This is a genomic window from Pseudomonas sp. MHK4 (assembly GCF_054600775.1).
In genome coordinates, this window is record NZ_BAAIAK010000012.1 from 42,605 (window position 1) to 55,416 (window position 12,812).

12 protein-coding genes and 2 pseudogenes are annotated in these 12,812 nt (G+C 62.3%); 7 read left to right on the plus strand and 7 right to left on the minus strand.

What is annotated here, in order from left to right; genetic code table 11:
• Window positions 1–8: 8 nt before the first annotated feature.
• The 4 genes from ACYP2Q_RS24815 to ACYP2Q_RS24830 all read left to right on the plus strand — a co-directional run bounded on the left by ACYP2Q_RS24815 (window position 9) and on the right by ACYP2Q_RS24830 (window position 4,655).
• Window positions 9–1,382 (plus strand): acetyl-CoA carboxylase biotin carboxylase subunit, encoded by a 1,374-nt coding sequence (locus ACYP2Q_RS24815; RefSeq protein WP_459732895.1) that lies wholly within the window; start codon window positions 9–11, stop codon window positions 1,380–1,382.
• The gene (locus ACYP2Q_RS24820; protein WP_459732896.1) at window positions 1,379–2,251 is read left to right on the plus strand and encodes a 5-oxoprolinase subunit B family protein; all 873 of its coding nucleotides are present in this window, start codon (window positions 1,379–1,381) and stop codon (window positions 2,249–2,251) included. Before ACYP2Q_RS24815 ends, ACYP2Q_RS24820 begins: the two co-directional genes overlap by 4 nt.
• Window positions 2,248–3,222 carry a 5-oxoprolinase subunit C family protein gene (locus ACYP2Q_RS24825; protein ID WP_459732897.1) on the plus strand — a complete coding sequence of 325 codons (975 nt, stop codon included), beginning with the start codon at window positions 2,248–2,250 and terminating at the stop codon, window positions 3,220–3,222. Before ACYP2Q_RS24820 ends, ACYP2Q_RS24825 begins: the two co-directional genes overlap by 4 nt.
• A 110-nt stretch (window positions 3,223–3,332) precedes the next feature.
• Complete coding sequence (locus ACYP2Q_RS24830) at window positions 3,333–4,655, plus strand: purine-cytosine permease family protein (protein ID WP_459732898.1); 1,323 nt, start codon at window positions 3,333–3,335, stop codon at window positions 4,653–4,655.
• A 44-nt stretch (window positions 4,656–4,699) separates the two neighbouring features.
• Here the strand turns inward: ACYP2Q_RS24830 and ACYP2Q_RS24835 are convergent, their stop codons facing one another.
• On the minus strand, window positions 4,700–5,125 hold the full coding sequence (locus ACYP2Q_RS24835; RefSeq protein WP_459732899.1) for a hypothetical protein: 426 nt from the start codon (window positions 5,123–5,125) through the stop codon (window positions 4,700–4,702).
• 145 nt (window positions 5,126–5,270) lie between these two features.
• Between ACYP2Q_RS24835 and ACYP2Q_RS24840 the strand changes: the two genes are divergently transcribed.
• Window positions 5,271–5,954 (plus strand): TetR/AcrR family transcriptional regulator, encoded by a 684-nt coding sequence (locus ACYP2Q_RS24840; RefSeq protein WP_459732900.1) that lies wholly within the window; start codon window positions 5,271–5,273, stop codon window positions 5,952–5,954.
• Window positions 5,955–6,249: 295 nt separating this feature from the next.
• On the opposite strand, the gene ACYP2Q_RS24845 is transcribed toward ACYP2Q_RS24840, so the two are convergent.
• Complete coding sequence (locus tag ACYP2Q_RS24845) at window positions 6,250–7,134, minus strand: DUF2950 domain-containing protein (RefSeq protein ID WP_459733032.1); 885 nt, start codon at window positions 7,132–7,134, stop codon at window positions 6,250–6,252.
• A gap of 35 nt (window positions 7,135–7,169) precedes the next feature.
• On the minus strand, window positions 7,170–8,693 hold the full coding sequence (locus tag ACYP2Q_RS24850; RefSeq protein WP_459732901.1) for a DUF3300 domain-containing protein: 1,524 nt from the start codon (window positions 8,691–8,693) through the stop codon (window positions 7,170–7,172).
• A gap of 323 nt (window positions 8,694–9,016) precedes the next feature.
• On the opposite strand from ACYP2Q_RS24850, the gene ACYP2Q_RS24855 reads away from it, so the two are divergent.
• Window positions 9,017–9,652: a DUF502 domain-containing protein gene (locus ACYP2Q_RS24855; protein WP_459732902.1), complete on the plus strand. Its 636-nt coding sequence runs from the start codon at window positions 9,017–9,019 to the stop codon at window positions 9,650–9,652.
• Between the two features lie 87 nt (window positions 9,653–9,739).
• Here ACYP2Q_RS24855 and ACYP2Q_RS24860 read toward each other — a convergent pair.
• The 4 genes and pseudogenes from ACYP2Q_RS24860 to ACYP2Q_RS24875 all read right to left on the minus strand — a co-directional run.
• A pseudogene (locus ACYP2Q_RS24860) lies at window positions 9,740–9,943 on the minus strand (hypothetical protein); the annotation flags it as partial.
• A 357-nt stretch (window positions 9,944–10,300) separates the two neighbouring features.
• Window positions 10,301–10,482, minus strand: a pseudogene (locus ACYP2Q_RS24865) (chorismate mutase family protein); the annotation flags it as partial.
• A gap of 102 nt (window positions 10,483–10,584) precedes the next feature.
• On the minus strand, window positions 10,585–11,019 hold the full coding sequence (locus ACYP2Q_RS24870) for a GFA family protein (RefSeq protein ID WP_459732903.1): 435 nt from the start codon (window positions 11,017–11,019) through the stop codon (window positions 10,585–10,587).
• Window positions 11,020–11,078: 59 nt separating this feature from the next.
• Entirely contained in the window at window positions 11,079–12,020 is a 942-nt protein-coding gene (locus ACYP2Q_RS24875) for a carbon-nitrogen hydrolase family protein (RefSeq protein ID WP_459732904.1), read from the minus strand.
• 105 nt (window positions 12,021–12,125) lie between these two features.
• Here ACYP2Q_RS24875 and ACYP2Q_RS24880 point away from each other — a divergent pair, with 105 nt between their 5' ends.
• A complete protein-coding gene (locus ACYP2Q_RS24880; RefSeq protein WP_459733033.1) occupies window positions 12,126–12,809 on the plus strand; it encodes a winged helix-turn-helix transcriptional regulator in 684 nt (227 codons plus the stop codon).
• The last annotated feature ends 3 nt before the right edge of the window (window positions 12,810–12,812 follow it).

Consider the following 12,812-nt stretch of genomic DNA (forward strand, 5'->3'; position numbering starts at 1 on the left):
GTGTGATCATGACCCAAGGTATTCGTAAATTATTGATCGCCAACCGTGGCGAAATCGCTGTGCGGATCATCCGCGCCGCCAAAGAGTTGGGGATTCCCACCGTGGCCGCCTGCAGCGAAGCGGACGTCGACTCCCAGGCCGCGCGTTTGGCCGACGAGGTGCACATCCTCGGCCCGGCCCGCGCCGACAAGAGTTACCTGAACGTCGAGGCATTGCTCGGCGCGCTGACGGCCACGGGGGCCAATGCGGTCCATCCCGGTTATGGCTTTCTCTCGGAGAACGCCGACTTCGCCGAAGCGGTACTCGCGGCCGGGGCGATTTTCGTCGGGCCGAGTCCGCAGACGATTCGGCGCATGGGCGACAAGGCCGAGGCGCGGCGCACCGCGCAAGAAGCAGGCGTACCGGTGGTGCCGGGTTCGCCCGGTGAACTGTTCGACGTCGAATCAGCGCTCAAGGCGGCCGAGTCCGTCGGCTTTCCATTGTTGATCAAAGCCTCGGCCGGCGGCGGTGGACGGGGTATTCGCCTGGCGGAAAACGCCCAGCAACTGAGCGAAGAATTTCCCCGTTCCCAGCGCGAAGCCCAGGCGGCGTTTGGCAACGGTGCGGTGTACCTGGAGCGCTTCATCGGCAGGGCACGGCACATCGAAGTGCAAGTGCTGGGCGATGGCAAGCACGCAGTGCATTTGTTCGAACGCGAATGCTCGTTGCAGCGTCGGCGGCAGAAGATCTTTGAAGAAGCGCCGTCACCGGTCCTCAACCCGCAGCAGCGCGAGACGCTGTGCGCCAGTGCCGTGCGCCTGACCGAGTCCCTCGGCTACAAAGGTGCGGGGACCCTGGAGTACCTGTACGACGATGCCACCGGCGAGTTTTTCTTCATCGAGATGAACACGCGTATCCAGGTGGAACACCCGGTCAGCGAGTTGATCACCGGCATCGATCTGGTCCAGGCCATGCTGCGCATTGCTGGCGGCGAACCCCTGGGCCTGAAGCAAAGCGATATCCAGCTCAATGGCGCCGCGCTGCAAATGCGCTTGAATGCCGAAGACCCGGCGCGGGATTTCTTCCCCAGTCCCGGCCTGGTCGAGTCACTGGCCTGGCCGCAGGGCGAGGGTGTGCGTGTCGATACCCATCTCTATCAAGGCTACCGCGTGCCGCCATACTATGACTCGCTGTTGGCCAAGCTGATCGTGCATGGCAGCGACCGCGCGCAAGCCCTGGCCCGTGCGCGCATCGCCGTGGCGCAAACCACGCTGACCGGCATGGCCAGCACCTTGTCGCTGCACGCCCAATTGCTGGAACAACCGTGGCTGCACAGCGCCGACTTTCACACCGGCACCCTGGAAACCTGGCTGGCCGAACGCCGCAGCGGAGATCAAGCATGAACAATCCAATCCGCTACAGTTTCGGTGCCGACGAGCATCTGTTCGCCGAAGTCAGCGACAGCATGTCCCTTGAAGCCTTCTTCAAGGGCATGGCGGTCACCCGCGCGGTGGAGCGCCTGGCGCTGGATGGCGTTCTGGACGTGTGCCTGGCCAACGCTTCCTTCCAGATTCGCTTCGACCCGGACCGCATCGCACCTCACGCCTTGCTCGAGGCCGTGCAGGGAGCCGAGGCAGAGGCGATCGCCGAACGCACCTTGCACACCCGGATCATCGAGATCCCGGTGCTCTACAACGATCCCTGGACCCATGAAACCCTGATGCGCTTTCGCGACCGCCACCAGGACCCGAGCGCGACGGACCTGGAGTACGCCGCGCGGATCAACGGCCTGACGGATGTCGATGCGTTCATCGCCGCCCACAGTGGTGCGCCGTGGTTCGTGTCGATGGTCGGCTTCGTCGCGGGCCTGCCGTTCATGTTCCAGATGGTCGAGCGCCAGCGTCAGCTGCAGGTGCCCAAATACCTGCGGCCCCGCACCGACACGCCGAAATTGACCCTGGGTCATGGCGGCTGCTTCGGCTGCATCTACTCGGTGCGTGGTGCTGGCGGTTACCAGATGTTCGGCGTGACGCCGGCACCGATTTACGACCCGCAGCAGAACCTGGCGTACTTGAAAGAGCACATGGTGTTCTTCCGTCCCGGCGACATCGTGCAGTTCAAGCCGATGGACCGCGAGGCCTATGACGTTGCCGTGGCCGATGTGGAAGCGGGGCGCTTCGATCTGCGGATTCGTCTGGTGGAGTTTTCCCTGGATGCCTTTCTCGCCGATCCCGTCGGCTATCCCAAGTCGCTGCAGGAGGTGCTGGCATGATCAAGGTACTCAAACCCGGCCTGGCCACCTCGGTACAGGACCTGGGCCGCGAAGGCTACTACCACCTGGGCATCCCGCCCTCCGGCGCGCTCGACCAGTACGCGTTGAGCGCAGCCAACCAACTGGTTGGCAACCCGGCCGGCGCGGCGGCGCTGGAATGCACGTTGCTCGGCCCGGAGCTTGAGTTTGCCCAGGACGCGTTGGTGGCTGTGTGCGGGGCGCACATGACGCCGCGGGTCGATGGCGTGGACATGCATCACGACACGGCGTTCACGGTGAAGGCCGGGCAAGTGCTGCGTTTTGACTTTCCCAAGGCCGGTGCGCGTGCCTATCTGGCGGTAGCCGGCGGGATCGATGTGCCGCTGGTGCTCGGCAGCCGTTCGACCTATGCGCTGGGCGGGCTTGGCGGTTTCCAAGGGCGTCGCCTGATCGCCGGCGATGAGCTGCCGGTGGGCATCGCCAGTGGCAAAAGTCGCGCCGGCGCCAGTTTGCCGATGGCGTTGCGCCAATCGCTGGGTGGCGAAATCACCCTGCGCGTGGTGCCGGGGCTGTACTACGACCGTTTGACGCCAGCGGCGGCGGACAGCTTTTTCGCCGAGGCCTGGACCGTGGGTTCCGAGGCGGACCGCATCGGCTACCGCTTCAAGGGCGGCAGCGCGCTGAGCTTTCAGCCGCGCGAGCAACCGTTCGGGGCCGGTTCCGACCCCTCGAACATCGTCGACAGTTGCTACCCGATCGGCTCGATCCAGGTGCCCGCCGGTCTCGAACCGATCGTGTTGCACCGCGATGCGGTGTCCGGTGGTGGCTACGCGATGATTGGCACGGTGATCAGCGCCGACCTTGATCTGATTGGCCAGATGCAGCCCAATCAGAAGGCCCGTTTTGTCGCGGTCACCCTGGAACAAGCACTGCAAGCACGACGTTCCTACAAGAAAAAACTCAGCTGCCTGAGCAAGCTGTTCCCTTCCTGATTCTGCCCGCCGCACGCGCGGGTCATGCCAAACGGTAAGCCAACGCCGCACTTCGGTGCGGTGGCGGCTGCCCGCGCTTCAACCTTTGACTGATTCTGGAGTTCACGCATATGGCTGCTTTATCGCAATCGAGTCAAACCGGGCAAGACCCGGCCAATTGCCCTGTCGCGCCCCAGGCACGCATGGGCCGGTTGTCACTGACCATGGCCTGGTGGGCAGTGTGCAGTGCCATGTTCTACATCGTGGTGGGGGCTTCATTGGCGCTGTCCTACGGCGCCCGCAATGCATTGATCGGCATGCTGTTGTCGGTGATCAGCTACGGCCTGGTCAACGCTGTACTCAGCCGCTTCGCGATCCGCAGCGGTTTGTCCGTGGCCTTGTTTTCGCGGTTGCTGTTTGGCAGCACGGGGGCGTGCCTGGCCACCTTGATCTTCTTCTCCACGGCGATCTATTACGCGGTGTTCGAGGGCTCGGTGATCGCCGTGGCGCTCAATCATCTCTACCCGGAACTGGTCTATCCGCTGGCCGCGCTGCTGGTGGTGCTGTACAGCGTGCCGATGATCCTGGGCAGCGTGCAGCACTGGCTGGACAAGCTCAATGGTGTGTTGTTGCCGGTCTACCTGGGTGGCTTGCTGGTGGCGGTGGGGCTGTCGATCAGTCGTTATGGCTACCAGCCGCAATGGCTGGATTTCGGCCCGGCGACGCCCAGCGCGACGGGCTGGTGGGATTGCTTCGTCGCCTACATGGGCGTCTGGGTGTTGATGCTGTTCACCTTCGACTATGCGCGTTTCGGCAAGCCCGAGGATGCCGGCTACCACGGTCGCTGGAACTTCGGCATGCCGTTCTACGCGGTGACGTTTTTGCTCAACGGCGCGGCTGGCATCTACCTGGTCAGCAGCATTCCCCATGAAGGCGCATTGAATGAAGTGTCGGTGGTCATGGCGATCCTGCAGTTGATGGGCCTGTGGGGGCTGTTGTTTGTCTGGGCCACGCAAACCCGCATCAATACCGCCAATTACTACCTGGCAACGCTGAACATGCAGGCATTCTTCGGGCGTTTTGGCGTGCGTGGTTCGTACCTGGTATGGGCCTTGGCGGTGGGGGTGATCGTGTACGGCCTGATGCTCGCCGACGTGTTTGCCTACCTGCTAAAGGCGTTGGCCTACCAGGGCATTTTTGTGGTGGCCTGGGTTGGTGTGGCGTTGGCGCAGATTCTTTATGGACGTAGCGACGAGGTGGCGCTGGAGCAGGTGGCCGCCTTCAATCCGGTGGGGCTGACGGCCTGGTTTGGCGCGACCGCGGCGGGACTCGCGTTGATGTATTGCGGGGGTGGCCTGGGCAGTTTTTCTGCCCCCTCGACCGTGGTATTGGCGTTTGCGCTGCAGGCCGGTTTGTCACGCCGCAGCCGGGTGCGCCTGCAGTTGGCGCAGTAGGGGAGAAACGCGGGTGCCTTGTCCATAGGGCACCCGCGGCAGTGTCACGACAGGCGTGATTCGCCTGTCGCGCGGCTCAAGTTTCCGGCAGCCACGCCGATGCGCGAAAACACCAGCCAGACAAACAGCAGCACGCTCAAGCCAATCAGGATCGATGCCACGCCAATCAGTGGCTCGAACGCCGCGAAGCCTTTCAGGCGCAGGGTCAGGGCGCCGAGCATCACCGGCACACCCAGGTTGTAGGTCCAGAACTGCACGGCGGCAATGCGACCTTCGGTCATGCACGGGTGCAGTGTGGCGATGACGCCGAACAGGGCCATCGACACCCATCCCAGCAGATTGACATGGGCATGTACCGCGAACAGCGAGTGGTCGCCGGAGGCGCCCATGGCCACCCCCAGCACCACGCCAACGGCGAAGTAGAGGGCTGCGAGCCGAAACCAGGTCCGCGAACGGGGAGTGTGATTCATGGCATTGACCTCAAGCGCCCTGAGGCGCGCTCAGTTGCTGGAAAATCCCTGAAATCGTGATGCCCGCAGGTGCGGTGGCAGGTCCGGTGCCGTGGGTCTATTATGAGACGCGAGTCTCATTACAAGGCAAAGTATCATTTATTCCATGTCCAGTTCCCAGTCAAGCCCGTCGGTCGGCGGCGGCGATCCAAAAGGCCGCGTCAACCAGAAGCTGCGTACCCGCCAGGCGCTGATCGACGCCGCCATCGCCTTGCGCGACGAGGGCCACCAGCCCACGGTGGCGCAAGCGGCCGAGCGCGCCAGGGTCTCGCGCGCCACAGCCTATCGCTACTTTCCCACGGTCGAGGCGTTGATCAGCGAGACGGCGGCCGATCGTGACATGCCGCCGCTGGAGCGCATCTGGCGGCCCGGCCAGGATCCGGTCAAGGGCATCGGCCTGGCAGCGAACGCGTTGAACAAACTCCTGCTCGACGACGAAGTCGGCCTGCACGTGATGGAGCGTTCGTTCATGACGGTGTGGCTCGACAACGCGTCCCACGAGCCCCTGCGGCCGGGTCGACGCCTGGGCTACATCGAGCCGATCGTCGACTCGCTGAAGGACGTGCTTGCCCCGAGGGCGCGCAGACGCCTGAAGCAGGCGCTGTCGATCGTCATGGGCACCGAGGCCTTGATCGCCGTGCGCGATATCAGTGGCGCGAGCCTCGAAGAATCACTCGACGCCAGCGCCTGGGCAGCGCGGGCGCTGGTTCGCCAGGCACTGGCGGAGGCTGAAAAAGCGCGACGAAAGCGAGATGAAACGGGGGGACTGATGCCAATCAAACAGGCCTGACGATGACCCTGTGGAGAGGGAGCTTGCTCCGGCTACACACGAGCACGGGACGTTTGAACGGGAGCAAGCTCCCTCGCCACAGGGTCATCGTTTTCTGTTTGGTTGAGGAGTATGCGAAATCGGAGAGAGAGTAGCTGTTGGCCATCACTGGTGAAGTGCGCGATGGCGTGGGTGGCGAACAATGTCAGATTTGGAGGCAACTAATGCGCAATTGGCGCAGGGCGACGCGAAGCGTCTCGGGATGCGTCCCACGCAGAGCGTGGGAAGGATCAATTCCACCCGCCAAAAACTTGCGTCAATCCGGCTTCTCTTGATCGTCCGGCACGTCCTTCCAGCTGTCATCGGGATCGAAGCGTTTCATCGTCTGCGCCAACTTTTCCCCACCGGGTCCCAGGTCCTTTTCGAAGACCTGACCATCGTGACTGATCATGAAACTCATCACCCCGGTTTCACCGTATTTCGCCGGCCAGGCGATCAGGGCGAAGCCCCGGCTCATCTTGTCGCCGATCAGGTAGCTGTAGGCCCCGCCCGGTGCCGAAGGACCCTGGCCCAGCAGGATGCGAAAGTGGAAGCCATGCCAGGGCTCGCCGGCAATGGTCTTGCCGAACTCGGAGCCCAACGGGCTGATCTGCCCGCTGTCATCGTCGGCCCAATAGAGTCCGTCGTGCTGGCCGGGGGTGCTGTAGATATTCTGCGCATACTCGAGTGCGCCGTCACCGTCACGATCCACCGAGGCATAGTCCATCTGGGCGTCGTGATAGGCCAGTGCCGCTTGCACCGCGGCCAGTTCGTTGCGGCCAATTTGCCGTGCACGGATTTCGCCACTACCGCCCTTGACGTCGAAGCGCCAGCCGTTCGCGCTTTTAACGATGGGAATAGGCAGCGTCCAGTGATCACTTCCCACCGATAGAATCGCCTTGTTGTCAGCGGTTTTTTCAATCTGGTGTTGTTGGTGGTATTGCTTGAGGAACGCCTCCACGTCTTCGCGTTCCGCGCCGTTGCGGGGGATGAAACTGCGCCAGTTTTCACCCAGCAACTCGGTCAGGCGTTTCTGATCGGCGTTTTTCGTACCCAGTGCTTCGACGAACGCTTGAGCGGCTTTTTCCGGTGTTGGAAAATCCTGCTGCGCCGTCGCGATGCACGACCAGGCCAGGCCAACGGTGATCGCCAAGGCATGCACAAACACGCCCCTTGTCTTTACTCGAGGATGGTTATTCAACGGCGGCCCCCCCTTGAACGCGCTGGTGGACTGGACGGCCGACTGACCTGGTGGCCGGCGGCTCGCGAGGCGTTGGGGCGCTGATAGGAAGCCTGGCTGGCCCGGCCGCGATTGGCTTGAACGTTGGCCTGGGACGGTGAACGCGCGCCGGCAAAGGCATTGTTGCGGGCACTGCCTCTATTGACGGCCGGTGTGGTCTGGCGTTTTTGCGTCGTCTGGCGTGCCTGCGTGCTGCGTTGATTCGCCTGATTCCTGGTTTGCTGAGTCCTTGGCTGCTGATTTCTCGCCTGCTGATTCTCCCGAGTGTTCCGGGCAGTGCCCTGGCTTCTGTCGGTCGCCCTCGGTCTTTCTGCACCGGCCTGCATCCGGTTGCTGGCCGAGGTCCGGGACTGGGCTTCGCGCGCCCGGTCACGGGCCTCCAGATTGCTGGTGGCGGGTCGTTCGATACCGTGCCGGTCCATTGAATTGCGGGCATTTTCACGGGCCTGGGTGCGCTGGGTGTTGTTGTCGCCGCGATAGGCCTGCCGCTGGTTGGCACCGTCCAGCTGCCGGCCGTACTGTTCGCGGCTCCTGTTGTCTCGATAGGGCACGCCATTGCGATGCGCAGAGTTGTGCTGCCATTTATTCTGATTGTTGCCGATTCGGTTGTTGGCGTTGATGTTGTTGTAGCGATTGACGTCGATGTCGACGTCGTTATTGCCCCAGTCACAGTCGCCCCACAACGCTCCGACGATCGCCACCCCGGTACCAAACGCCAGCCCGGCCATCAGCGCCTGGCCCGGGTAATAGGCGGGCGGCGGTGGATAGTAGGCAGGAGGTGAAGCGGGATAGGCCCAGGTGCCGTAGGTGGTTGTCGGGTTGTAGGTGGGGACATACACCACCTGCGGATCGGCGGGCTGGATGATGATGGTGGAGCTGCTACTGGCTGGAGCCTCAGCCGGCGCCGCAGTCGTGGTCGTGGCAGCCGGTGCGGGGGCCGCCGGCGCCACATTCTGGATCGTCACGTTCTGGTACTGGTTGCTCTGCAGGTTGCCGGCTGCCTGAGCCTGATGACGCAAGCGCTGCACCCCGTTCATGAGATCGTCGGGCTGCGCCAGGAAGGCATCACCCAGGTGTTGCACCCAGACGGGGTCCTGCCCCAGCGTCGCCAACACCTGCGGGAAGGCAACCAACGCCTGGACACTCGGGTCCCAAGGCTGGTTCGCCACTTGCTTGACCGCATCATCGCCCTTGGCGTCCGGATGGGCCTTGGACCAGGTGACCGCCTCGGCGACTTCCCCAGGGTAGGTGGACGCCATCAGTACCTGCGCCAGCAGCGGGTCCGGGTAGAGCGCAATGGGTGCCAGCATCTGGTCCAGCTGTTCCTGGGTAAATACGGGGTCTTTGGCGGGCGCCGCGACCGGCGCCGCACTGGGAGGATTGGCTGGCGGGGAACCGGCTGTACCCGCTGACTGCGCCATGAAGGGAGATCCGCTCAGTATAAGGACCGCTGACAACGCGTAAAAAAATGGAATGCGCATCACAGCTCCCTGTGGTCAGGCAGATTGCAATAAGTGGATCAATGCCAGGAAATGCCAGCCGACTGTGCAAACCCCGGACCCCAGCGTCGACGCCGTCCATTGATAGTAGCAAACAAAAAAAATCTGCTCGCAATACCTTCGGCTCCGAGGCCGATAGTCCCTCCAAGCCAACTTTTCCGGCCCGTGCTTGTGGGACAGCCCGGTGCGTACTATCGTCAAACATCCACATTTGCAGTGCTGTTTTTCAGGGCGCCGGCATCCAATTCAGCCTCCAGGCGCGAGAAGTCCTGAGCCATTCTGCCCATCCAGAAAAGGTAGCGCACATGAACCAGGCAGTGGGGTACTTCACTAAACGCGTCATTGCCGGCTTGCTGGTGATCATCCCCATCTACCTCGCCATCCTGGTCTTGCTCAAGGGCATGAAGTCCCTCGGGCAACTGGTCCGACCGTTTACGAAGCTGCTTCCGGAATGGCTGCCTGCCGAGCAACTCCTGTCATTGATACTGGTGTTGGTGATCTGCTTCCTGATCGGCGTGGCGCTGCGCACCCGATTGGGCGAGATAGCCCGCAAACGGGTAGAAACGGGCGTGTTCGAACGCATACCCGGCTATGGCTTGTTCCGCAGCCTGACCCAGCAGATAGCGGGAGACAGTCGCCAGACCGTGTGGAAGCCCGCGCTGGTCGAGATCGAAGACGCCCTGGTCCCGGCGTTCATCATCGAAGTGTTCGACGATGGCCGCTACACCATCTTCGTCCCCTCGGTACCCACACCCCTGGCCGGCGCAATCTACATCCTCGAGCCGAGCCGGGTGCATCCTCTCGACGTGTCCTTTACCGACACGTTCAAAGTCATCTCCAAATGGGGCGCGGGCGCCAAGGACCTGGTGGCGGCCATGGAAAAAGCTGAAAACCGGGGTGGGCCTGGAGTGGCGGTGAACAAGATGGATGCGGTGCCTTGATAGACAGGTAAAACGCAGTGAACACGAAAAAGCCCGGCTGATCAGGCCGGGCTTTTTGTTGGGTACTGCGGTGTAGCGATGGGGTCAGGCGACGGTGTTGCCTTGCAGACGGTCCGAACCATCGGCAGCGACGCGATTTTCGATCAGGCGGTCAGAACCACCCTCAGCCACTCGGCTTTCAATCAGACGATCCGAGCCACCTTCAGCGACAACAGGCGCAACAGAGGTAGCGGCAAAAGCGTTAACTGCAAAAACCGAGAAAGCGATGCTGAGGAGGATTTGGCGTTTCATGATCGTGTACTCCGGGGTGTTGTTGGTTGGTATGGGGCTGATGTTACGCCGCGGAGTTTTTAAGAGAACTTCATTGACGTGATTGTGAACATCGATGGTATTGATGGGGCCAGAAGCCCACCCGTTGTGGGCGTGATGATGTGGCGCCGAGCATTGATTACATTGCGCACCAATTGTAATGCGCGATCACTAATCCTGTAGGAGCCGGCTTGCTGGCGATCACGCCGGTACAGTCGACAAAGTCTTCGCCTGACAATCCGCAAGCGCCAGCAAGCCGGCTCCTACAGATCTGCGTAAGCCCTCGGCGTCCATTTTTATTCACGCCGCAGATTCAAGGGGACATCCATTACCTCAGAATCAGGTTTCGGGCAATTGCGCCGACCAGTGTTTCATCTCCTCGGCAATAAAATGCTTAACCAGATCGCTATACAATTTCTCGATCGCATCCGGGCTCAGACCTTCGGCCTCAGCCCACGCCCACGTATCGCCAGCATCGAATAGAACCGCTCCCGGGCACGCACCGAAGCCACAGAGGTCTTAATGCCTATGTAGGAGCGAGCTTGCTCGCGAAAAACCCAAGGATGTCGCAAGTATCCGGTCACGTAATATCGTTCATGATCTTTTCGCGAGCAAGCTCGCTCCTACTCATCCACGCTAACACCCGAACCCCCAAGTTCCTTCGGCACATCCTTGAACTTGGGCAACCCATCTTTGATGCGCAACACCGACTCCTGATAATGGACATGCACTCCTGGCGAATACTCAAGATCCGGGATGACCGCGGCATACACATCGATCAGCCCCATCCCCGGATGTTCGGTGAACAGATGCCCGCCGCATGTCTTGCACCACTTGCGGTAACTCTGTGGGGTCTTGTTGTAGGTGCCGATGTTGTCGGCGCCGAGAGTCACATGCACCGCCTCGGGTTTCCACAGGGTGAAGGCATTGACCGGCCCTGCGGACCAATGCCGGCACGACTCGCAATGGCAATAGCCCATCCCGGCCGGCTCTCCGCTGACGGTGAACTCGACTGCACCGCAAAAACAACTGCCTTTGTAAGACCGTTCAATGTTCATGGCATGACTCCTTGATCAATGGTCAGGCGATACCGACATCAGACAAAAGTTACCTGCCTTCACCCGTCGATGTAATGCACCGAGGTCGCCGGCGTACGCCGCACCCGCAGTTCGAAGATGTCCGGGCGCGCATAGTGCCCGGTGACGTCGAGCGCCCGCCGTGCTGGCGCCACGAGTGACACGTCGATGTCCGCATACAGGATGCCTGCCTCCCGGTGCAACGGACCGGCCACGATCCGGCCTTGCGGATTGACCACTACCGAGTCGCCGTCGTTGATCCACTCGTCCGGATCGGCAAACAGTTGCGCACGCGCCGGGAAGTCATCGGGAATGTCGCTGCCACGCAGCGCGGTGCCACTGCCGAGCACCCAGCAGCGGCCTTCGAGTGCGATGTGACGCATCGTGCTGATCCAGCCCTCGCCGGTGTCGTAGGTGGGGGCGACGTAGATTTCCACCCCTTGGGCATACAGCGCATAGCGCGCCAGCGGCATGTAGTTCTCCCAGCAGATGAGCGCGCCCACGCGGCCGACCGGTGTATCGACCGCACGCAAGCCAGACGCATCACCGAAGCCATGCACCATGCGCTCGGGATTGGTGGGCATCAGCTTGCGGTGGCGGTTGAGCACGGCGCCGCTCGCGCCGATAACGACTACGCTGTTATAGAGCGTGCCGCCGCCATTGCACCGGTCGCATTCATTGATGCCGCAGACGATCGTCACGGCGTGGACCCTGGCGGCCTCGCACAATTGGCACAGATCACCGTTGGTGATATCGACGGCGTTGGCCAGCAGCCGCGAGTGCAACTGACCCACTACAGCGCCGTCCTTTCCCGCCGCCAGCCGCCAGATCCATGACGGGTAACCTGGAATGAACGATTCGGGCAAAACGATCAGCGAGGCGCCCACCGCCGCAGCCTCAGCGACCGATTGCACGGCCCGGGCGATCGTCGCGCTGCGATCGAGCAACACGGGCGGGCGCTGAATGATGGCGATCTTGGTCATGGCGTTCTCCTGGGGCGGTTGGCTGTCGCAGACTTGAGCCTGCGCGTGGCGAAGTCGCGCGGCTAGTTCAGAATCTGAAGCGTTGTGACAGTGGGAGTGCAGGCGATGGACGAAAGCTACGGTCAGTTCTGCACGGTCGCGCGCGGTGCTGAAGCACTGTGCGAGCGCTGGACACCCTTGGTCGTGCGCGAGTTGCTGTGCGGCAGCAAACGCTTCAATGAACTGCACCGCGGCGTACCCCGGATGTCCACCAACCTGCTGGCGCAGCGGCTGCGCCATCTGGAAGAAATCGGTGTGGTGCACCGCACCGCTGTTGGCAAAGTCTGGGAATACAGCCTGACCGAAGCGGGTGAGGAACTGCGCCCCATCATCATGGCGCTGGGGCACTGGGGCGCGCGCTGGATCGGCAGTCGCCTGCGCGATGACCAACTCGACGCGGGCCTGCTCATGTGGGACGTGCGCCGGTTCGTGCGCATCGAGACATTCCCGGCGCGGCCGGTGGTCATCCAGTTCAAGTTCCGCGACGCGCGACCCGGCGAGCAGCAATGGTGGCTCGTGGTCGAAGAGGGCGTGGCAGACCTGTGCCGCGACGATCCCGGGCGCCAATTGACGCTCGTCGTCGACTCCAGCGTGCGCGCGTTGACCGAGGTGTGGGCGGGTGACCGTACACCTAAGGAGGTGCTCCAGTCGGGAGAGCTGCGTGTAGATGGCGCAGCGCTGGATGCGCAAAGCCTGTGGTGTTGGCTGGGTACGAGTGCGTTTGCCAGTACTCGCAGTGCTGCGCGCTAGCCT

What these genes read in the sequence shown, in the direction of transcription:
- ACYP2Q_RS24880 (WP_459733033.1), top strand. Translation starts at nt 12,126, where the DNA reads ATGGACGAAAGCTACGGTCAGTTCTGCACGGTCGCGCGCGGTGCTGAA.
- ACYP2Q_RS24825 (WP_459732897.1), top strand. Translation starts at nt 2,248, where the DNA reads ATGATCAAGGTACTCAAACCCGGCCTGGCCACCTCGGTACAGGACCTG.
- ACYP2Q_RS24820 (WP_459732896.1), top strand. Translation starts at nt 1,379, where the DNA reads ATGAACAATCCAATCCGCTACAGTTTCGGTGCCGACGAGCATCTGTTC.
- ACYP2Q_RS24830 (WP_459732898.1), top strand. Translation starts at nt 3,333, where the DNA reads ATGGCTGCTTTATCGCAATCGAGTCAAACCGGGCAAGACCCGGCCAAT.
- ACYP2Q_RS24835 (WP_459732899.1), bottom strand. Translation starts at nt 5,125, where the DNA reads ATGAATCACACTCCCCGTTCGCGGACCTGGTTTCGGCTCGCAGCCCTC.
- ACYP2Q_RS24840 (WP_459732900.1), top strand. Translation starts at nt 5,271, where the DNA reads ATGTCCAGTTCCCAGTCAAGCCCGTCGGTCGGCGGCGGCGATCCAAAA.
- ACYP2Q_RS24855 (WP_459732902.1), top strand. Translation starts at nt 9,017, where the DNA reads ATGAACCAGGCAGTGGGGTACTTCACTAAACGCGTCATTGCCGGCTTG.
- ACYP2Q_RS24875 (WP_459732904.1), bottom strand. Translation starts at nt 12,020, where the DNA reads ATGACCAAGATCGCCATCATTCAGCGCCCGCCCGTGTTGCTCGATCGC.
- ACYP2Q_RS24850 (WP_459732901.1), bottom strand. Translation starts at nt 8,693, where the DNA reads ATGCGCATTCCATTTTTTTACGCGTTGTCAGCGGTCCTTATACTGAGC.
- ACYP2Q_RS24815 (WP_459732895.1), top strand. Translation starts at nt 9, where the DNA reads ATGACCCAAGGTATTCGTAAATTATTGATCGCCAACCGTGGCGAAATC.
- ACYP2Q_RS24870 (WP_459732903.1), bottom strand. Translation starts at nt 11,019, where the DNA reads ATGAACATTGAACGGTCTTACAAAGGCAGTTGTTTTTGCGGTGCAGTC.